This is a genomic window from Pseudomonas brassicacearum (assembly GCF_009601685.2).
In the GTDB taxonomy this organism is placed as follows: domain Bacteria; phylum Pseudomonadota; class Gammaproteobacteria; order Pseudomonadales; family Pseudomonadaceae; genus Aquipseudomonas; species Aquipseudomonas kilonensis_B.
Window position 1 is genome coordinate 3,850,494 of sequence record NZ_CP045701.2, and the last position, 21,154, is coordinate 3,871,647.

The following is a 21,154-nucleotide window of genomic DNA, read 5'->3' on the forward strand; positions in this document are numbered from 1 at the left end:
GTCGACCACTCAGCCACAGCAACTAGACTGCCCACAACAACTATAGTTGAGCAATGCCAGCCCTTTCATTGCAGGAGAACACCGATCATGCAAGCCATTCGCAGCATCCTGGTGGTCATTGAGCCCGAACATTCGGAAAGCCTGGCGCTCAAGCGCGCCAAACTGATCGCTGGGGTGACCCAGGCCCACCTGCACCTGCTGGTGTGCGACAAAAAGCATGACCATGCCGGCCTGCTCAGCGTGCTCAAGGCCGCACTGCTGGCTGACGGCTACAGCGTCACCACCGAGCAGGCCTGGAACGAAAGCCTCCACGAAACCATCATCGACGTACAGCAGGCGGAAGGTTGCGGGCTGGTGATCAAGCAGCACTTCCCCGACAGCCCGCTGAAAAAAGCCCTGCTGACCCCGGCGGACTGGAAACTGCTACGCCATTGCCCGACCCCGGTGCTGCTGGTGAAAACCGCCGGTTCCTGGAAAGACAAGGTGATCCTGGCCGCCGTCGACGTTGGCAATGCCGACGGCGAGCATCGCCACCTGCACTCCACCATCATCGATCATGGCTATGACATCGCCCTCCTCGCCAAGGCCCACCTGCATGTGATCGGCGCCCATCCCTCGCCGATGCTCTCGTCCGCCGACCCGACGTTCCAGCTCAAGGAAACCATCGAAGCCCGTTACCGCGAACAATGCCGGGCGTTCCAGGCCGAATTCGACATCGATGACCAGCACCTGCACATCGAGGAAGGCCCGGCGGACGTCTTGATTCCGTTCATGGCGCGCAAGCTGCAGGCAGCGGTAACGGTGATCGGCACCGTGGCCCGCTCGGGGTTGTCCGGGGTCCTGATCGGCAACACCGCCGAGGCTGTGCTCGATACGCTGGAAAGTGATGTGCTGGTGCTCAAGCCCCAGGAGGTCGAGGATCACCTGGTGGAGTTGGCGGTCAAGGAGTGACACGCCAACCTGTGGCGAAGGGATTTATCTGTGGGAGCAAGGCTTGCCCGCGATAAAAACGACGCGGTCTCTCTGGAACCGAGGCGCCTGCATCGCGAGCAAGCTTTGCTCCCACAGCGGGGCGGTGCGACGTTTTGCTAAATCCTCTCGCCACAAAAGCTGTCAGCCGCCAATCGCATCCTTCAGGAACCCTGGGGCGATGTAACGCTGGTAATGGGCTTCGGACAAAAGGAAAAACTCCCGATCAATGGCATCGCGCAGGTCCGGCAGTTCCCAGTCGCGAAACTCCGGCATCAGCACCATGCCGTAGGCCTCCAGGTTGTTGATCACCCGTGCGCCCCGGGCGATCAACTGATAGGCCCAGCAATATTGCGACTGGTGCGGCACAAAGCGGATCTTGCGCGACTCCAGTTGCTGGCGCAGCAGTATCGGGTCGAAAACCTCCAACTTGGCCACCATCACCTGCACCAACAGCTGCTCTAGCCGCATCCACACCGCGCGTTTTTCGTCCTCGTTGTAGCCGTTCCAGTGAATCACTTCATGGTGGAACCGCTTGCAGCCACGGCACACCAGGTCACCGTAGACAGTGGAGCAAAGGCCGATGCAGGGGGTCTTGATGAGCTGGTTGGGCATAAGGAAACGCACACGCAAAAGCAGGACAGGCCGGCATGTTAGCCCTTTGTCTAAGATTGATCACCCCTCAAACTTCCAGGCCCAACTTACCTTTAATTTTTTTTTCCCGTAGAATCAGCCAGCCTTTTAAGGCGCCAATGTCCGTTAGAAGCTGTTTTCAAAGCGTCACGAGCACAGTCGTTCCTTCAGAGCGGTGTTGGCGAAGGGTCTTTCCAGCGGGGAAAGCCCAACGCCAACCCTCATCAGCTCCCCGTTCTGCAGGCGTAAAACTTTGAAAGCAGCTTCTGTGAGGAACGTGCGGAAACTCTGGCGTGGTGGCTCAAAAAGCCGCCGACGCGCATGAGTACCGTGGGTTCCTGGATGAGCGTCCCGGACACCCATTTGGGACCACTGATGAGGGTAATAACTGTGCTTGAAGCCTACCGCAAACATATCGAAGAGCGCGCAGCCCTGGGTATCGTTCCCCAGCCGCTTAACGCCGAACAAACCGCAGGCCTGATCGAGCTGCTGAAGAATCCCCCGGCTGGCGAAGAAGCTTTCCTCGTTGACCTGATCACCAATCGCGTTCCGCCTGGAGTCGACGAGGCTGCCTACGTCAAGGCCGGCTTCCTGTCCGCCCTGGCCAAGGGCCAGGCCCAATCCCCTCTGCTGGACAAGAAGCGCGCCGTTGAACTGCTCGGCACCATGCAGGGCGGCTACAACATCGTGACCCTGGTAGAGCTGCTGGACGACGCCGAGCTGGCGCCGGTAGCCGCCGAAGAACTCAAGCACACCCTGCTGATGTTCGATGCCTTCCACGACGTGGCTGAAAAAGCCAAGAACGGCAACGCTCACGCCAAAGCCGTGCTGCAATCCTGGGCTGACGGCGAGTGGTTCAAGAAGCGCCCGGTGCTGGCCGACAAGATCAGCCTGCGCGTGTTCAAGGTCACCGGCGAAACCAACACCGACGACCTGTCCCCTGCCCCGGACGCCTGGTCGCGTCCTGACATCCCTCTGCACGCCCTGGCCATGCTGAAAATGGCCCGTGACGGCATCGTTCCGGACGAGCAAGGCAAGACCGGCCCGATGAAGCAGATCGAAGAAATGCGCGGCCAAGGCTTCCCGATTGCCTACGTCGGTGACGTGGTCGGTACCGGTTCCTCGCGTAAATCGGCGACCAACTCGGTGCTGTGGTTCTTCGGCGACGACATTCCTTATGTGCCGAACAAGCGCGCTGGCGGTTTCTGCTTCGGCAGCAAAATCGCTCCGATCTTCTACAACACCATGGAAGATGCCGGCGCACTGCCAATCGAGTTCGACGTTTCGAACATGAACATGGGCGACGTGATCGACCTGTACCCGCATGCCGGCAAAGTCTGCAAGCACGGTACCGATGAAGTCATCACCACCTTCGAAATGAAGACACCTGTGCTGTTGGACGAAGTCCGTGCCGGCGGTCGTATTCCGCTGATCATTGGCCGCGGCCTGACCGAGAAGGCTCGCGCCGAGCTGGGTCTGCCACCGTTCGACCTGTTCAAGAAGCCTGAAGCACCCGCCGAAAGCACCAAGGGTTTCACCCTGGCGCAGAAGATGGTCGGCAAGGCTTGCGGTCTGGCAGAAGGCCAAGGCGTGCGTCCTGGTACCTACTGCGAACCGAAAATGACCACCGTGGGCTCCCAGGACACCACCGGTCCCATGACCCGTGACGAACTCAAAGACCTGGCGTGCCTGGGCTTCTCGGCTGACCTGGTGATGCAGTCCTTCTGCCACACCGCGGCCTATCCGAAGCCGATCGACGTCACTACCCACCACACCCTGCCTGACTTCATCATGACCCGCGGCGGCGTTTCCCTGCGTCCGGGCGACGGCATCATCCACTCGTGGCTCAACCGCATGCTGCTGCCAGACACCGTGGGCACCGGTGGCGACTCGCACACCCGCTTCCCGATGGGCATCTCGTTCCCGGCCGGTTCCGGCCTGGTCGCGTTTGCCGCTGCCACCGGCGTCATGCCGCTGGACATGCCGGAATCGATCCTGGTGCGCTTCAAGGGCAAAATGAAGCCTGGCATCACCCTGCGTGACCTGGTTCATGCCATTCCGTACTTCGCCATCCAGAACGGCCTGCTGACCGTCGAGAAGAAAGGCAAGAAAAACGCCTTCTCCGGCCGCATCCTGGAAATCGAAGGCCTGGAAGGCTTGACCCTGGAACAGGCTTTCGAATTGTCCGACGCCTCGGCCGAACGTTCGGCTGCCGGTTGCACCATCAAGCTGTCGAAAGAGTCGATCACCGAGTACCTGCAATCGAACATCACCCTGCTGCGCTGGATGATCGGCGAAGGCTACGGTGATGCACGTACCCTGGAACGTCGCGCCCAAGCGATGGAAGCCTGGATCGCCAACCCTCAGTTGATGGAAGCCGATGCCGACGCCGAATACGCCGAAGTCATCGAAATCGACCTGGCCGACATCAGCGAGCCTGTGCTCTGCGCGCCGAACGATCCGGACGACGCCCGCCTGCTGTCCAGCGTTGCTGGCGAGAAGATCGACGAAGTGTTCATCGGTTCGTGCATGACCAACATCGGTCACTTCCGCGCTGCCGGTAAACTGCTGGAGCAGGTCAAGGGTCAGCTGCCAACCCGTCTGTGGCTGTCGCCGCCGACCAAGATGGACGCTCACCAGCTGACCGAAGAAGGCTACTACGGCATCTACGGCAAGGCCGGTGCACGGATGGAAATGCCAGGTTGCTCGCTGTGCATGGGTAACCAGGCACGCGTCGAGCCAAACTCCACCGTAGTGTCGACCTCGACCCGTAACTTCCCGAACCGTCTGGGTGACGGCGCGAACGTCTACCTGGCTTCGGCCGAACTGGCGTCCGTTGCTTCGATCCTGGGTCGCCTGCCGACCGTCGAGGAGTACATGGAGTACGCCGGCAAGATCGACAGCATGGCAGCGGACGTGTATCGCTACCTGAGCTTCGACCAGATCGCCGAGTTCCGTGAAGCGGCTGCAAACGCCAACATCCCGGTCGTTCAAGCCTAAAGCTTAAAACGCCCGACTAAAAACGCCGCCCTTCTTGCGAGGGGCGGCGTTTTTTTTATGCCTGTCTATTTGAGGGGAAGTGCCTTTTTGTTGGGGGCATATCCGTTACCGCAAAAACGGATATACACACCAACCTCGCCCCTCAATAAAAGCTACGCCAAGAGGGAGTAAACCAACGCTGTAATCGCCACCAGCCCCACCAACGTAACGAAGACATTCGAAGCCTGGCCGCGATAACGGGCCATGGCCGGAACTTTGCGGATCGCATACATCGGCATCAGAAACAGGATAGCCGCGATAACCGGACCGCCCAAGGTTTCGATCATGCCCAGGATGCTCGGGTTGAGGGTCGCGACGATCCAGCACACCATCAGCATGAAAACAGCTGTGAGCCGGTCCAAAGTCTTGGGCGCCGGGCGCCGGCCGCTCTTGACGATCAGGCCCTTGAGGCCTTCGCTGGCGCCGATGTAGTGCCCCAGGAACGATTTGGAAATGGCGACAAACGCAATCAACGGCGCGGCAAAGGCGATGGTCGGGTTGCTGAAGTGATTGGCCAGGTACGACAGGATCGACAGGTTCTGCGCCTTGGCCTCGGCCAGTTGCGCCGGGGTCAGGGTCAGCACGCAACTGAATACGAAGAACAGCACCATCACCACCATCAGCACATGGGCGCGGGACAGGATCTGTGAACTGCGCTCCTCGGCGTTATTCCCATAGCGACGTTTCTGGTCCACCGCAAAGGCCGAGATGATCGGCGAGTGGTTGAACGAGAACACCATCACCGGGATTGCCAGCCACAAGGTATGCAGCAGCGCCGAAGGTGCAGGCGGCGTCGATGCCGTGGTCAGGATGCCGCCGCTCCAATGGGGAATCAGGAACACCGCCAGGAACAGCAGCGCAACGATGAACGGGTAGACCATCAGGCTCATGGCCTTGACGATCGCCTGCTCGCCGCAGCGGACCACCGCCAGCAGGCCCAGGATCAGCACCAGGGATAGCACAGCCCGAGGGGGCGCCTGGATATGCAACTGATGCTCCAGGAAACTGCCCACGGTATTGGTCAACGCCACGCTGTAGATCAACAGGATCGGGAAAATGGCAAAGAAGTACAGAAGCGTGATCAGCGCACCGGCCTTGAGGCCGAAATGTTCTTCCACCACCTCGGTGATGTCCGCGCCGTCGCGACCGGACAACACGAAACGAGTCAGGCCCCGGTGGGCATAGAACGTCATGGGGAATGCCAGCACCGCGAGGATCAGCAACGGCCAGAAGCCGCCCAGGCCTGCATTGATGGGTAAAAACAGAGTACCTGCACCGATGGCGGTGCCAAACAGGCCCAGCATCCATGTGGTGTCCTGGCGACTCCACTGGCTGAGGGTGGCTGAAGCTGTCGTTTCAAAGCGCTCTTCGACGCTATTGGCCTGATCATTCATCCGGGCGGATCTCCGTATTCCGGTCACATGCACCCGGCCGGGACGAGTCGGAAAAACCCGACAGGCAGCGCCCTGGCCGAAACAGGGGCGCGATTGTCCGGGATTAGTGAGTAGAAGCAAAGACTTAGCTGAGGAGCGGTTATGCGGATCAGATCATTGCCATGGAATTATCCCTGCATTCCCCTGCCTGCCCTGTGGAAGCAAAGCTTGCTCGCGATAGAGGTGGGTCAGCTTGCATCAGCGCTGAATGTACCGCCGCCTCGCGAGCAAGCTTTGCTCCCACAGATCTGACGGGGTACGACCCGCAGAGCCAGGTCGGCTGCCAGGACACCACGCAACCGAAATGCACATAAAAAGCCAAGCCCCCCTGCCCCCGGCTCCTACAATCAGGTTGAATAGATAAAATCGCCCCAGCGCCCACAGGAGCCCAGCATGACCGCAACCGTTCTGGTACTGATTGAAACCGTCAATGAATACCTACCCATTCTCGAGCGGCAGGGCTACCACCTGGAGTTGGCGCCCACGCCTGCCGAACGCAAGACGGCGATTTTCGAACACGGAGACCGCTTCAGCGCAGTACTGACCCGCGGTCCACTGGGTCTGACGGCGGAAGAAATCGCCGCCCTGCCCAACCTCCAGATCATTTGCGTGATCGGTGCCGGTTACGAACAAGTGGACCTGCAGGCCGCACGCAACCGGGGCATCGTGGTCACCAACGGCGCCGGGGTCAACGCCTCGTCGGTGGCCGACCATGCCATGGCGCTGCTGCTGGCGCTGGTGCGCGACATTCCCCATTGCGATGCTGCCCTGCGACGGGGCGAATGGCCGAGGGGCGCGCGCCCTTCCCTGGCGGGTAAGCGGCTGGGCGTGTTGGGCCTTGGCGCGGTGGGCATGGCGATCGCCAAACGGGCCGCCCAGGGCTTTGACATGAGTGTCAGTTATCACAATCGCCGGGTACGCAATGACGTGCCCTACACCTTCTGCGCCACCCCCACGGAACTGGCGCGGGTCTCGGACTTCCTGATCGTCGCCACGCCAGGCGGCCTGGATACCCGGCAGTTGATCAACAAGCAGACCCTCGATGCGCTCGGCCCAAAAGGGTTCCTGGTGAACGTCGCCAGGGCCAGCGTGGTTGCTACCGCCGATCTGATCAGCGCCCTGGAACACAGGCGAATTGCCGGAGCGGCCCTGGATGTGTTCGATCACGAGCCCGAGGTGCCGCAGGCGCTGAAAAACCTGCCCAACGTCGTCCTCACACCCCACGTGGCCGGCCTGTCGCCGGAAGCGACCCGCGCCATGGTAGAACTGGTGGGCCAGAACCTGACCGCCTTCTTTTCCGGCAAACCCGTGCTGACGCCGGTGCGATTGGCCGACGAGGAACGTTAGAGAACGCCCAACAACGTCCACAACCGGCGGGATTCGGCATCGGCACTGATCAGCTCACCCAGCAACTCGCTCAACGGTTTGTTGCCCCACTCCACACCGCGCCGGATCAGGTAGGGCACCGGGCTGTGGGGTTCGGTGCGGGCCAGGTAACCGGCGATGACCAGTAGCTGTCGGTAGGCCTCTTCACGACTGGCCGGTTCCTGGAATACCTGGGCAGGTGTCGCCTGCGGCTGGGACGTCGGTGTTGTAGATGTCGGGGACGTTTGCACCGGCACGACGGTGGGTTGCTGTGGGTGCATCGCAATGAACTCCTCTACCAGTGCCAGCAAGGCCTGCATCACGTCCTGCAGGGATTTGTAGCCCGGGGCCAGGTTGCCCAGGTAAGCGTCGCTCCAGGCTTCGAGCCGTTGCAGGTGCTGCAGGCTCAACATCAAGCTGCCTTGGCGATGCAACCAGAACGACAAGGGTGTGCTGCGAATCAGTTCGCCAAGTTTCTTTTGATCGTTGCGCGCCGCTTCCGCCGAGGCCTTGGCGTTCTTGCTGTCGTTGACCAGCACTTGCTGGCGCTGCAAGCGTTGCCAGTCGTCCAGGCAAAAAGCGGCGAAGGCCTGTTCCCGACCGTCGAACAACGGCACCCGCGTCAGCAGCACTTCGCTGTAGCGACGGGCCAGCCACTCCAGCGGGATCACCCGCCATGACTGGTCGCCTTCCTCAGCCTGGGGGTGCAACTGCTCCGGATAGCGCTCACACAGCCCCGCCACCAGCGCCAGGCTGCCCGGCAAACCCTCCAGCCCGGCCATATGCAGCCAAGCCTCCCCTAGCCAGGCACTGATCATCAAGTCCTTGCTGCGCTCCAGCAGCAACGTGGTCGCGAGCCGCTCCAGGTCCGGCCACAGGGCGCGCTTGATCGAAGACTGCCACACACCGGTGGGCAGGCTAGTGTCATCCTCCCGGCGCAATTCGCGCAACTGGTCATATTCCGGTTCGTAGCGCAGGTCCGGGCCACAGGGCGATTCGGCGCTGATCGGCTCGAGCAACTGGCTGACCAGCTCAGGCAAAGGCGATATCGGCAAGTTCACAGGCCCTCCTCACGGGTGGCGATGGCGGGGTTCGATGCGCTCGTCATGAAAGGTGAACGGGGCGCCCGCGTCGGCAACGGCGGGATCGACAAGGGCAGTTTGGAGCCCTGGCTCATCAACGACAGGCGCACGAACATCAACGTTTGCTGCGCCGTGCTGGCCTGGGTCTGAGCGGTCACCGGCAGTTGCAGAGCCAAGGGAAAATCGGTGTAGTCGACATTCGGCTGGCGCTGATTCGACACCAGCGAGCGCATCAGGCGCAACAACGACCAAGGCCCCTGATACTCCCAACCGGCCTCCAGGTCGCGCACCACCAGGTTCGGTTGCAGCGGGTCGTTGGCCGGACGCTGATAACCGTTACGGGCCCAGCGCAAGGTCAGGCGCACGGGCTGGCCGACCATCCACCGCAGGTTCTGCTGGCCGCCGCCGGGGTAGCGGATCTGTTGGTTGCCGGCGTCCAGGCTCCAGGCGATCACCTGGTCGGCGCCGCGTTCTTCATCGCGATCGGTGCGCCAGCGCACGTCCATTTCCACCCCCAGGATGCCACTCTTGTCGCGTACGAACAGCGGCCCGAGCCAGGTACCGGCCTGTTTCAAACGATTGAGGAAATCCTCGGCCGCCAGCCGCTCCGGCGTCTGGCTCAACGTCAGCCCGGCCTGGGCCAGGGGTACGCGCGTGTCGATCAGCTCCAGCAAATGCTGGACCCGCGCCGGGTCGGCATCGCTGGCCCGCACATCCTGGGAAAACGGAAAGCGCCCCGCCAGGTACTGATTGAAATAGTTGGCAAGGTCATTCCAGGCGGTCGCCGCCTGGTTCTGTTGCAGGTACAGGCACCGTTGCAGGGCGCCCTGCTGCAACGCGACGGTGCGCAGGGCCAGGTCACCGCGTCCGCTGGGCAGGCTGGAGGTCTGCAAGATCTGCGCGCAGGAGGTGGTGTCCATGGCGATGAAGTCCCGGCTCACCAATTGTTCCAGTTGGGCCGCCGAACTGGCCGGGTTCTGGCTCTTGTACTTGAGCAATTCATCGTTGAGGGCCATGAAGCGTGCCACCTGATCGTGTTCCAGGGTCGACAGGTTGTCCTGCTGGACGATCAGCCATTCCAGCGCAGGCATTCGCTGCTCGGCGATCTGCAGCATCGCGCCAAACTGCTGGTCCAGGTTCAGCTTCAGGTCTTGTGGGTCGCGGGCACCGTACAACTGCAAGCCGAAGTTTTTCGAACCGTCCCAATGCTGGACGTCGGCCCGCTGGCTGAACAGCGGCTGGGCATCGATTTCGCCCAGGCCACTCTTGATCTGCGCCAATGCCCGGCGATTGAGCAAACGCTGGAAACGTATCGCCAGGTCGCCACGGTGCACGTCCATGAAGGCTTTTTGCAGCGCAACGGCCTGGGTCGTTTGTACATTGAAGCCCATGCCAGGCAGCGGCTCGTCGTTTTCATCCAGGCTCAACCACATCGCCCGCGCTGCGGCGCCTTCAGCGGCCTGCATCAGCGCGTCACGGTAATCCGGCGGAATGCGCGGCAGCTCCTCATTGGCATAGCTCTTGTAGCTGGCGAAGTAGTTCAGGGCGACGCTGAAATCATCGCTGCCATCGCCTTGGCTCATCGAACCGGAGTTGCTGTCCGACGGATCCTTCTGCATGGCCAACGCCACGAAGTCACGCTTGAACAGCGCCTGCACCGCGCCCTCCAGCGCCGTGACATGGTCTTGCAAGACCAGCAGGCCACTGCCCTGTTGCACCAACAGATTGTCCCGGGAGCCGGTCTGGACGATCCACTGGTCACGAAAGCTCTGCTGAAGCTTCGCCGCCTGGCTCTCCAGGTCCTGCTCGATATCCGGCCCCAGCAAACTGCTGTGGCTGACTTTGTCCAGCATCTGGCTGTAGCCGGGTACCAGGTCCTGGCCCTTGCCCCGGCCCCAGGCTGAATTGGTCAGGCTGACCAGCGTTTGCAAATCGTCGATCAGCGCCATCAGGTCTTCGAGTTCGCTCAACGAATTGCCACTGCCGGCCTCCAGCCGTTGCAGGTGTAGCTTGAGGTAACCGGCCTGGCGCACGAAGTTGTCCGCCAGGAAGTAATGGTCCAGCCAGCGCTGCATCAGGCCGGTGAAATTATCGGAGACCACCGGGCGCGCGGCGTTCAGGTCCAGCCCTTTCAAATCGCTGTTCTGGGCATCGAACAGCACCCGGTTGTAGAACCGCGGCCGGCTCAAGGTGCCGGTGTTGAGCCCCAGGGACAAGGCGGTGTTGCTCAGTTGCACCAGTTCGTCCAGCGGTGCCTTGGGATCGTTCACCACCTGGCTGAACATCTGGTTGTGCTGTTCCAGGCGTACGGCGAGGTCCACCAGCGCCTTGGCTTTCACGTAGCTCTGCCACTGCGCCGGGTCTTCGTTCTCCACATTGCCCCGCCGCTCGGTGTTGCGGATGGATTTAAGCTGTTCCAGGTCTGAATTGAGCAGGTCCCGCAGGGGCAATATCCAATGGTGCCGAGCCGTCAGGCGCAACCCATTCTCCAGCTGTGTGTCCACGGAGGAGAACCACGAAGTGGGAAAGACCACCGAGACGAAGCGCCAGCGCGGGGCCTTCTCCAACATGTGCCAGTAGTTCTGCACGTTGTGCCGGGTCGGTTCCAGCTGCGGTTCGTCACGGTCGACGACGACGTGGTTCTTATGGGTGCTGAGGATCAACCGTGACAGCTCCTCGGCTTGTTCCACCGAGTCGTGCCAGACCCAGACCATGCCTCCCAACCAGACCAGGCCCACCACCGCCGCCACCCCTGCGGCCAGCCGATGCCCGCGCTGGCGCAGGCGCAACAACCGTGGCACAGGCTGAGCCAGGCCACGTTCGGCCACCAGTCGACGCGACCACAGCTGGCGGGCGAACACGGTTTGCCGCTGGGCATTGTCGCTGGCGGTCAAACCGTCGCCGCTGACAGCCGGTGCCTGGCTGGCAGTGAAATACACCCCGCGAAAACGCGGCGCTTCGCCTTGGGCATTGCCCTGGAACACCGGTTCCAGCAGGATCTGCAAGGCCCGCCGCAAGCCTTCGAAGCGCTCCGGCAACCCATAGAGATCAGCACCCAATTGCCCCGACAGCGCACCGATCTCGATGATCGACTGTGACAACGCGGCGTTGACCTCGTCCAGGGCCTGGTCACTCCAATGCGACTGCCAGGCCGCCTCCGGCAAATAGGGCGAGGACCAGCCCAGCATCGACTCGCGCGCCTCGGCGGGCAGCGCGCTGACCAGCTCCTGGACTCCCGGCAGCTCCTCCATCCCGGTGATCACCACATACACCGGCACGCTGAGGCCGAACCGTTGCAACAGGTCGATAAAGCCACGCCGGACCTTGAGGCTCAGTTCGGTGGTGTGCTCGATGTCGTCAAGGGTGCTGAACGGCACGGTCCAGATCACCGCATCCAATGGTCGCTTGCTGCGCAAGCGCAACATCAGCCCCAACAGGCGCCACCAATTGCCCCGTTGCCGGTTCATGCCTTCATCGGGCAGGAACAACGCCTGGGGCACCACCAGCACCGAGCCTTCGACATCGGCAAACCAGCGCCCGAACCAGGCCGCCTTGTCGGTCGGTTGCAAGCGCCACTGGGCGCACAATTGGGCGCCGTCGGTTTCGTTGCCGAGCATCATCAGCCAAGGCATCTGATAGCGGTCCCGGGTGCCCTGCTCCTGCTCCATGCGGCGCACCGCCCCATAGAAACTGCGGATCGCCGCCCCGCCTTGGGTCCGCAGCCACCAGATCAGGGCCGCGATCAGCAGCACCACGACAATGGCGATCACTACCAGGGCAACGATGCTCAGCGGACTCATGAATCCAACTCCTGAACCACCGCCGACTCATTCAGTTGCAACACCGGCTCGAGCTCCAAACGAATGTCACGCCAGAACACCTGCCCCAGTCCGGTCAGCAACAACACCATCGCCAGGATCGCCAGCCCCAGGCGAAAGCCGTCCGGCAGTGACTCTTGCACCGGCATGCGCACTGGCGGCGTCGCCGAAGCCAGCGCCAGGCGCTGGCTGACGTCGACGTAATCGGGCTCGTGTTGCCAGGCGAACGTGAACAGCGCCGCGCGCCACTTTGCATGCTGAAGCTGGCCAGGCTCGCCACGCAATCGCCCCTGGAACCCGAGGATCAGGCATTGCAGGTAGACATTCGCCAGGTCCCGGGTGCCGGGCATCTGCTCGTCCAGCAGTTTCTTGATCGCCGCGGGCAAGCGCTCGCCGGCCTGGCGACTGGCATACATGCGTGACTCGAGGGGGTGCTGCTGCCAGGCCAGTTGTCCGGGCCAAGGGCTGAACAGCAAGGTTTCGTCCACCAGCGCCACGAAGGCATAGACCAGCGCCTTGACCTGCTCGGTGGCGGCATCGCCGACGGTGGCGAAGGCCACCCGCCACAGACGCTGGGCGCCGCGCCCGGAAAACTCCACCACCCGATTGACCAATACCGCAGGGTCGCTGTCCCTGGGCAAGTCTTGCCACTCCTGGGACCACTTCAGCCAGGCCTGGCGAAAAGCGCTGCTCAGCGGCGCCTCATGCAGACTCCGAACCGCCCCGCCACTTCCATCAGGCATACGACTCCCCTTTTGCGATCAGGCACTTTCACTGGCTTGCGCCACGAACAACACCACTTGCCACGGGCTGCTGGCCTGGGCCGATGCCGGCGCCACGATGTGCAGCGGCAATTGCGCGTCGAACCATTGCCCGCTGGCGGCCACCACGAACAAACGGGTGTCGTCGCCCACGCTGTAGGCCACCTGTTCGTTGCGGCTCATGGCCTGGTGGGGCAGACCGCTCATGCGTTGCCGGCTCAGCAGCGGGATGTGCCGCGCCGACGCGATGATCGCCCCGCGCAACCAGTCGGCCGCCGCCTGCTCGCTGGCGCCGTTGGGCATGCGCAGGCCGATCACCAGGCGTTGCTCCGGCTGGTCATCGGGCAACTGGATCGAGAAGACCTGCTCATCGCGTTCGAAGGCCAGGCTGCGATAGCCGGCACGAACCAGTTCCAGGGTGGTTTCCAGCCAGTCGAGCAACGGCTCGTAGCCGCGCTGCAATTCGAGGAAATCCAGCGGCGCGAAGGCCGGGACGCCCGCCAGCGGATCGAGGGCCGACCAGCTCCCGGCCAGCCCCAGCAGCAAACCGTAGAGCGCCTGGGGCGTCGCCACCCGGGTGCTCAGCGCCCCTTCGACTTCCGGCAAGCGCGCCCACAAGGCGGTCAATTGCCGGCGGATCTCCATGGCATCGTCCTGGTTGCCGGCCGCCTGGGCCTGGCGCAAGCGGCCGGCGAGAAACATGCACTTTTCCCGGGCCCGGGCGCACACCCCGGCGACCCGTCGACCGAGGGCCGACTCCGGCAACAGGATCGGCGTCGGCGGGGTGTAGGGCACGCGCCAGAAGCCGCCGCCCTCCTTGCGGATGCGCAACAACGGCAGGCAGATCGAATCGGCCTTGCTCAGTTGCGTACACAACCTCGGGTTGGGTCGCCAGACGGTGACCGACTCGGGAAATGCACCGCTGGTGAGGTCCGGCAACGCCTCGCCAACCACCGATTGCAGGCGCCCCTTGAGCGGCACCAATTGCCCGGCGCGCCACAGTGGGCTGACGGCCAGGTACACCGTCACGGTGGCGTCGTCGGTCTTGTCGATCGCCTCGCCGATATCCAGCTCCAGGGTCGGCCCGACACCAGCCTGCAGGTTGACCGGCAAGCCGTCCGGCAAGGTGCCTTGCAGTTGCAGCAGCCGCACCTGGCCGGCGCTGAGGGCCGAAGGATCGACTTCCAGCTCGCTGACACCCCAGAACCAAGGGTTGCAGGCCCCGGCAAAGTGCGCGGCCAGGGCCTCGGCACGCAGCCCTTGCAATTGAAAATGCTGGGGCAGCAATTGCATGCCCTCATGCCAGCACACCGCGTCAGGTAACAGACTCATACGACTCCCTTCGACATCCCAATGTCGCCGCACAAGGCGGCACGCGGTCACTCAAGCTGGCCTTTATCGAGCTGACCATCATTCACGAGGGTCATCTCGCGACTGTCGAACTTCAGCCAGGCCTTGCGCTGATCGTCCAGCCGAAGCCGGTGGGCTCCGGGAGTGTTATAGCTGGCGAAGACCAAAAGTCCAGCGGCGCGCCGGCCCTCCAACGGGAAGGGTTGGCGGTCGATGAATTGCCCCGGGACCAGCTCCAGCCCCCACACCGACATGAGTTGACGATAGTCGCGCTGGAACTGTTCCCGCTCGGCGAACCATTGGCTGGCAGTGATGCCCGACAGTTGTTTGAGCAGGTCCGGGTCGTTCACGGCGATGAAATCCACGGCGATCGGTGTGTCGTCATTGGCGCCGGCAGCGACGTCCAGGGTCAGGCTGTCCAGGTCGACGCTGGGGGCAAAAAGCGAGCAACCGGTGAGCGCCAGGCTCAAAAGAAATCCGAAAAAAAAACCACGCAAAATGAATCTTCCTTTTCTCAGCGGTCAAAAATTGTTTTTGCTTGCTTTTTTATAGACCTGTTCTAGCGTCTTGGGTAGTTCGACCCACACGGTCGAATGCACCAGGTTCGTCAAGGGAATGACAGTTTTTCTGCCGTCCATTTGCAACCTGCGGATCAGCAAGGGAATGCGATGAGCGGGACTCCCGATGCATTGCGCCCACACATGCATCGGAGTCGGCCGCCATGGCAGAAAGTACCCAGCACAAGCTCGACAGAATCCGTCCTCCCCGCGTCCAGATCACCTATGACGTGGAAATCGGCAACGCCATCGAGAAAAAAGAATTGCCACTGGTGGTCGGCATTCTGGCCGACCTCTCAGGCAAGCCACTGGACCCGCTGCCCAAGCTCAATGAGCGGCGCTTTACCGAAATCGATCGGGACAATTTCAACGAGGTGCTCGCCTCCATCTCCCCCCGCGCCACGCTCCAGGTGAACAACACCCTCAGCGGCGACGACAGCAAGCTCAACATCGAACTCAACTTCCGTCACATCGACGACTTCGATCCGGTCAAGGTCGTGGAACAGGTCACGCCGCTGCGCCGGTTGTTCGAAGCGCGCCAACGCCTGCGAGACCTTTTGACCAAGCTCGATGGCAACGACGACCTGGACAAGCTGCTGCGCGACGTGATCGCCAACACCGAAGGCCTGCAGGAAATCAAGTCGGCCCGACCCCAGGACGTACCGCCAGAGCTGCCTGCCGCGGCCGCCAACGATGACCCTGCCCCGGCCGAACCACAGGCCTGATCGCGCGCATCATTCACGGGAGATAACGCCATGCCTGCTTCATCCAGCGCTCAAACCAGCGAGAGCACGACCCAGACCCTGTCCCTGCTGGACAAGATCATCGCCGAAGGCCGCATGGCCCACGACGATAGCCAGCAAGACTACGCCCGCGACATGCTGGCCGAATTCGCCACCCAGGTCCTCGACGAAGGCATGGCCATCGACAAGGACACCGTGGCGATGATCAACGACCGCATCAGCCAGATCGACCAGTTGATCAGCGCCCAGCTCAACGAAGTGCTGCACCATCCCGACCTGCAGAAGCTCGAAGCCTCCTGGCGCGGCCTGCACCTGCTGGTGCAGAACACCGAAACCAGCACCCGGCTCAAGTTGCGCCTGCTCAACGTCACCCAGAAAGAACTGCAGAACGATCTGGAAAAAGCCGTCGAATTCGACCAGAGCGCGCTGTTCAAGAAGATCTACGAGGAAGAATACGGGACCTTCGGCGGACACCCGTTCAGCCTGCTGGTAGGCGACTACACCTTTGGCCGGCATCCGCAGGACATCGGCCTGCTGGAAAAACTCTCGAACGTCGCCGCTGCCGCGCACGCCCCGTTCATTGCCGCCGCCAGCCCACGGTTGTTCGACATGACCAGCTTCACCGAGCTGGCGATACCCAGGGACCTGTCGAAGATTTTCGAGAGCCAGGAGCTGATCAAATGGCGCGCCTTCCGTGAAAGCGAAGACTCGCGCTACGTGTCCCTGGTGCTGCCGCACTTCCTGCTGCGCCTGCCCTACGGCCCGGACACGCTGCCGGTGGAAGGCATCAACTACGTCGAAGACGTCAACGGCACCGACCACAGCAAATACCTGTGGGGCAACGCCGCCTGGACGCTGGCGCAACGCATCACCGAAGCCTTCGCCAAATATGGCTGGTGCGCAGCCATTCGCGGGGCCGAGGGCGGTGGCGCGGTCGAAGGCCTGCCGGCCCATACCTTCCGCACCAGTTCCGGGGATCTGTCGCTCAAATGCCCAACCGAAGTGGCGATCACCGACCGCCGTGAAAAAGAACTCAACGACCTGGGCTTCATCTCCCTGTGCCACAAGAAAAACAGCGACGTGGCGGTGTTCTTCGGCGGCCAGACCACCAACAAGGCCAAGGCCTACAACACCAACGAGGCCAACGCCAACGCGCGGATCTCGGCCATGTTGCCGTATGTGCTGGCGGCCTCGCGTTTCGCCCATTACCTGAAGGTGATCATGCGCGACAAGGTCGGCAGTTTCATGACCCGCGACAACGTGCAGACCTACCTCAACAACTGGATCGCCGACTACGTGCTGATCAACGACAACGCGCCGCAAGAGATCAAGGCGCAATACCCGTTGCGCGAAGCCCGGGTGGACGTGACAGAAGTGGCCGGCAAGCCAGGGGCCTACAAGGCCACGGTGTTCTTGCGGCCGCACTTCCAGCTGGAAGAGCTGACCGCCTCGATCCGCCTGGTGGCGACCCTGCCGCCACCGGTAGCTGCCTGACCGCCTTGGCAAGGGAGCAAGCTCCCACTGCCCTCTGTAGGAGCTGACTGTAGGAGCTGACGAGTGCAACGAGGCTGCGATCTTTCCAAGGACGCTTGAGTCCCAAGCGAAAGATCAAAAGATCGCAGCCTTCGGCAGCTCCTACAGGTACCGGGCACTACCTCATTCGTCTTCTTCAGGAGTTCCACACAATGGATGCAATCATTCTCGACCTCGGCGGCGACATCAAGGGCGACAGCTTGCTGGAGGGTTTCACGGACAAGATCGAAGTCATGTCCTACAGCCACAACGTGGCGATGCAGGTCACCAACGACGTCAGCAACTCGGAGCGCACTTCCGGCCGGCCGCACATCGGCGAATTCACGCTGACTAAATTCGTCGACAGCTCCACCCCTTCGCTCAACGAGTATTGCTGTGCCGGCAAGCCGATCCCGCAAGCCGTCATCACCATTGGCCGCAATGCCGCCGAGGGCAGCGGCAAACTCATGCCGTTCATCATCTACACACTGACCAACGTCGTGCTGTCCAACGTCAGTGTCAGCGGCGGCACCGGCGGCAAACCGGTGGAAACCCTGTCGCTGAACTTCACCAAGATCAAATGGGAGCTCACCGCACAGAAAGACGATGGCACCAAGGAAGGCACGGCGGGCACGACCTGGGACCTGGCCGCCAACAAAATGACCAAGTAAGGAAGCCGCGCCCATGGCTGGCTTCGGGCTGCGCCCGCCCCTGTTCGAACGCCTGGCCAGCCCGGCGGACGATACCCGGCGGGCGTTCGACCGACAGGCGCTGCAAGACTCGGTGCATGCCGAACTGTCGCGCCTGTTCAATACTCGACGCGGCCCACGGGCGCTGACCGAACCGCCAAGCATCCTGGACTACGGCATCGCCGACTGGACCGCGCTGCAACAGCAGCGCAGCGATGACCGGCGCCAACTGACCCGGGAAATCCGCCAGGCCATCACCCACTTCGAACCTCGCCTGCGCCTGGGCGAGGTCGAGGTCTGCCCGGTGCCGGGCCATCCACAGCAACTGTGCATACGGTTGCTGGGCGAACTGCGTGGCGACTTGCATGCCTGGCCCGTGGCCTTTGTCATCGAGCACGCCAGCGACGGCCTTGAGGTACGACATGAGCGACTCGATTGACCCGCAACTCTTGGACTATTACCAACGCGAACTGACCTGGTTGCGGCATGCCGGGAGCCTGTTCGCCGAGCGCTATCCCAAGGTCGCCAGGCGCCTGGAGTTGTCCCCCGGCGAATGCCCCGATCCGCATGTCGAGCGCCTGCTGGAAGGTTTCGCACTGTTGGCCGCCCGCCTGCAACGCCGACTGGACGACGACTACGCCGAATTCAGCGATGCCCTGCTCGAACAGCTTTATCCGTTGGCCATGCGTCCCTTGCCGTCGTGCGCCATCGTGCAGTTCGAACCCGACCCCAGCAAAGGCAACTTGAACGAGGGCTACCCGCTGCCCCGCGACACTCCGCTGTTCATCACCACGGACAAAGGCCAGAGCATTCATTTTCGGACCACCGCCGCCGTGCATTTATGGCCGGTGCAAATCAGCGAGGCATTGCTGCTGGGCAGCGACGAAGCCCAGGCATTGACCGGCGTGGTCCGGGCACGCTCGGCCCTGCGCCTGGAGCTACGGTGCCTGGGCGAAAGCCAGTGGTCGACACTGGCGATCGATTCGCTGCGGGTGCACCTGGCGGCATCACCGATCATCAACGCCGGGCTGTACGACCTGCTGGGCGCGCACGCCATCGAGGTCCTGGCCGGTGCGCCGGGCAGCGTGCCGGAGTCACTGACAGGCTTGCCACAAATCGTCGGCTTCGCCAGTGACCAGGTCTTGCTGCCGGACGAAGACGGCGTGCATCCCGGCATGCGCCTGCTGGCCGAGTACTTTGCCTTCCCGGATAAATTCGGTTTCTTCGACCTGCCACTGGCCGGCGCCACCAGCGACGGCCCGTCCTTGTACCTGTACATCGTTTTCGACCGCCCCCCCACCAGCCGCCTGCCGCTGCAGGCCAGCGACATCGCCCTGGGCTGCACGCCGGTGATCAACCTGTTTCCCAGGACTTCCGAGCCGCTGCGCCCGGATGGCACCCGCAGCGAGTACCGGTTGGTGGCCGACAGTCATCGGGAAAACAGCGTCGAGATCCACAGCATCCGTGGCATGCGCGCCATGTCCAGCCAGGGCGTGCGCAAAGTGCCGGCCTATTACGGCAGCCAGCATGGCAACGACCAAACCTGTTATTGGCATGCACGACGGGTCAGTGGCATGAGCCCGAACCGAATGGGCACCGACTTGATGGTCAGCCTGGTGGACACCCAGTTCGACCCGCTGGCCGACACGCGCGACTACAGCCTCACCGCCGAACTGCTGTGCACCAACCGCCACCTGGCCCAGAGCCTGCCGGCTGGCACCCCGCTGGGTTTCGAGCGGCCGGGGCCGGTGGCCTGGGCGCGTCTGCGCAACCCACCCAGCCCACAAAGCCTGCCGCGCCTGGATGGCGAATCGCGCTGGCGGCTGGTGTCGCAACTGACCCTCAACCATTTGTCCCTGGTGGAAGGCCCCCAGGCATTGGACGCATTGCGCGAGATTCTCCAACTGCACAACCTGCGGGACGAGGCCAGCGCCCATCGCCAGATCGACGGCGTATCGGGGCTCAGTTGCGACCGGGTCATCGCCCATGTCGGCGAGGACGCCTGGCGCGGCTGGCGAAACGGGCTGGAGGTGCGCCTGCAACTGGATCCGCAATACTTCGTCGGTAACAGCGCCGTGCTGTTCTCCGGGGTGCTGGCGCAATTCTTTTCCCTTTACGCCACCGCCAATCGCTTCGTGCGCACCGTGCTGGTCCAGTCCGACAAGGAGGTGAAGACATGGCAACCCCAAGCCGGCAAACCCCTGGTGCTCTGAACCTGAGCCAGCGCCTGCGGCGTGACCCGCAACGCTTCGAATGGCTCCAGGCCTTGCTGTTGCTCGAACGCGAACATCCCCAGGCCGAGCCCCTGGGCAGCGGCACCGCGCCGCACGCCGAAGCCTTGCGCCTGCGTGGGCCCTTGACGCCGCTGTTCGCCGCCAGCGAAGTGGAAAGCCTGGGCCAGGAACCCGGCCTGCCGCCAACCCTGACCACGCCGATCTTCGGCCTCGGCGGCCCCGACGGCCCGTTGCCCTACGCCTACCAGGAATGGCTGCAACAACGGGCACGGGCCAAGGACTATGCCCCGGCGGAATTCCTCGACCTGTTCCAGCATCGCCTGCTCAGCCTGCTTTACAAGGTGATGCGCAAGCATCGCATCGCCGTGGGTTTTACCGCCCCAGGCGCATCTGCCGTACACGCGCAACTGCGGGCGTTGACCGGTCTGCTGCCCAAGGCCTTGCAGGAGCGCCAGGCCGCACCCGACTCGGCGGTACTGGCCTGCACCGCGCTGTACGCCGATGGCCGGCGCTCCCTGGACGGGTTCGCGGCGATTGTCCGCGAACAGTTCGGGCTGCCCGTGGAGCTGAAGGCCTACGAAGGTGGCTGGCGTGAAATCCCGCCGGCCAGCCGCAGCCGCTTGCAACCGGGCGGGCGCAACCTGTGCCTGGGCCGCAACGCGGTGGTCGGCACCCACGTCTGGGACGAACATGCCGGCGTGCGCCTGACCCTCGGCCCGCTGACCACAAGCCAGGCCAACGCACTGCTGCCCAACGGCGAGACCCATCCACTGCTCGCCAGCCTCTACGCCCTGTACTTCGGCCCCGATCTGGATTGCACCCTGGTGCTGCTGATCCGTGGCGCCGGCCCGCTGCAACTGGACCGCCAGGCAGCGCCACGGCTGAACTGGAACGGTGGCCTGCAACGCCAGCCAACCCTCGCCGTGCAACGGATCGAAACCCGCCTTCGTCAGCCGGAGATTGCCTGAA

The 21,154-nt window shown here is 62.8% G+C and carries 16 protein-coding genes; 9 read left to right on the plus strand and 7 right to left on the minus strand.

Going from position 1 to position 21,154, the window contains the following annotated elements; all coding sequences use genetic code 11:
- Positions 1-87: 87 nt before the first annotated feature.
- The gene (locus tag GFU70_RS16130; protein ID WP_058544547.1) at positions 88-951 is read left to right on the plus strand and encodes a universal stress protein; all 864 of its coding nucleotides are present in this window, start codon (positions 88-90) and stop codon (positions 949-951) included.
- Positions 952-1,113: 162 nt separating this feature from the next.
- On the opposite strand, the gene GFU70_RS16135 is transcribed toward GFU70_RS16130, so the two are convergent.
- Positions 1,114-1,584 (minus strand): DUF1289 domain-containing protein, encoded by a 471-nt coding sequence (locus GFU70_RS16135; protein ID WP_058544546.1) that lies wholly within the window; start codon positions 1,582-1,584, stop codon positions 1,114-1,116.
- A 408-nt stretch (positions 1,585-1,992) separates the two neighbouring features.
- On the opposite strand from GFU70_RS16135, the gene acnB reads away from it, so the two are divergent.
- Positions 1,993-4,602, plus strand: a complete 2,610-nt coding sequence (gene acnB, locus GFU70_RS16140; RefSeq protein ID WP_064106912.1) for a bifunctional aconitate hydratase 2/2-methylisocitrate dehydratase — start codon at positions 1,993-1,995, stop codon at positions 4,600-4,602.
- A gap of 152 nt (positions 4,603-4,754) precedes the next feature.
- Here the strand turns inward: acnB and GFU70_RS16145 are convergent, their stop codons facing one another.
- Complete coding sequence (locus tag GFU70_RS16145) at positions 4,755-6,035, minus strand: serine/threonine transporter (protein ID WP_153388414.1); 1,281 nt, start codon at positions 6,033-6,035, stop codon at positions 4,755-4,757.
- Between the two features lie 432 nt (positions 6,036-6,467).
- Here GFU70_RS16145 and GFU70_RS16150 point away from each other — a divergent pair, with 432 nt between their 5' ends.
- Complete coding sequence (locus tag GFU70_RS16150; protein WP_058543081.1) at positions 6,468-7,421, plus strand: 2-hydroxyacid dehydrogenase; 954 nt, start codon at positions 6,468-6,470, stop codon at positions 7,419-7,421.
- On the opposite strand, the gene tssA is transcribed toward GFU70_RS16150, so the two are convergent.
- The 5 genes from tssA to GFU70_RS16175 are packed head-to-tail and all read right to left on the minus strand — an operon-like array spanning position 7,418 to position 14,947.
- A complete protein-coding gene (tssA, locus tag GFU70_RS16155; RefSeq protein ID WP_058543082.1) occupies positions 7,418-8,500 on the minus strand; it encodes a type VI secretion system protein TssA in 1,083 nt (360 codons plus the stop codon). The two genes, GFU70_RS16150 and tssA, sit on opposite strands and share 4 nt — an antisense overlap.
- Complete coding sequence (locus tag GFU70_RS16160; RefSeq protein WP_058543083.1) at positions 8,497-12,321, minus strand: type VI secretion system protein; 3,825 nt, start codon at positions 12,319-12,321, stop codon at positions 8,497-8,499. Before GFU70_RS16160 ends, tssA begins: the two co-directional genes overlap by 4 nt.
- Complete coding sequence (locus GFU70_RS16165; RefSeq protein WP_058543084.1) at positions 12,318-13,082, minus strand: DotU family type IV/VI secretion system protein; 765 nt, start codon at positions 13,080-13,082, stop codon at positions 12,318-12,320. The genes GFU70_RS16160 and GFU70_RS16165 overlap by 4 nt, the downstream gene beginning before the upstream one ends.
- An 18-nt stretch (positions 13,083-13,100) precedes the next feature.
- Complete coding sequence (tssK, locus tag GFU70_RS16170) at positions 13,101-14,432, minus strand: type VI secretion system baseplate subunit TssK (RefSeq protein ID WP_153388415.1); 1,332 nt, start codon at positions 14,430-14,432, stop codon at positions 13,101-13,103.
- Positions 14,433-14,479: 47 nt separating this feature from the next.
- Positions 14,480-14,947 (minus strand): hypothetical protein, encoded by a 468-nt coding sequence (locus tag GFU70_RS16175; RefSeq protein ID WP_058545477.1) that lies wholly within the window; start codon positions 14,945-14,947, stop codon positions 14,480-14,482.
- Between the two features lie 224 nt (positions 14,948-15,171).
- Here GFU70_RS16175 and tssB point away from each other — a divergent pair, with 224 nt between their 5' ends.
- The 6 genes from tssB (at position 15,172) to tssG (ending at position 21,153) form a co-directional block, all read left to right on the plus strand.
- Positions 15,172-15,732 (plus strand): type VI secretion system contractile sheath small subunit, encoded by a 561-nt coding sequence (gene tssB / locus GFU70_RS16180; RefSeq protein ID WP_058545476.1) that lies wholly within the window; start codon positions 15,172-15,174, stop codon positions 15,730-15,732.
- Between the two features lie 30 nt (positions 15,733-15,762).
- Positions 15,763-17,244: a type VI secretion system contractile sheath large subunit gene (tssC, locus tag GFU70_RS16185; RefSeq protein WP_003202801.1), complete on the plus strand. Its 1,482-nt coding sequence runs from the start codon at positions 15,763-15,765 to the stop codon at positions 17,242-17,244.
- A gap of 191 nt (positions 17,245-17,435) precedes the next feature.
- Complete coding sequence (locus tag GFU70_RS16190) at positions 17,436-17,933, plus strand: Hcp family type VI secretion system effector (RefSeq protein ID WP_024617958.1); 498 nt, start codon at positions 17,436-17,438, stop codon at positions 17,931-17,933.
- Positions 17,934-17,946: 13 nt separating this feature from the next.
- Positions 17,947-18,390, plus strand: coding sequence for a type VI secretion system baseplate subunit TssE (tssE, locus tag GFU70_RS16195; RefSeq protein ID WP_116642013.1), 444 nt, complete (start codon positions 17,947-17,949; stop codon positions 18,388-18,390).
- Positions 18,374-20,164: a type VI secretion system baseplate subunit TssF gene (gene tssF / locus GFU70_RS16200; RefSeq protein ID WP_058546049.1), complete on the plus strand. Its 1,791-nt coding sequence runs from the start codon at positions 18,374-18,376 to the stop codon at positions 20,162-20,164. Before tssE ends, tssF begins: the two co-directional genes overlap by 17 nt.
- Entirely contained in the window at positions 20,128-21,153 is a 1,026-nt protein-coding gene (gene tssG, locus GFU70_RS16205; RefSeq protein ID WP_116642012.1) for a type VI secretion system baseplate subunit TssG, read from the plus strand. The genes tssF and tssG overlap by 37 nt, the downstream gene beginning before the upstream one ends.
- The last annotated feature ends 1 nt before the right edge of the window (position 21,154 follow it).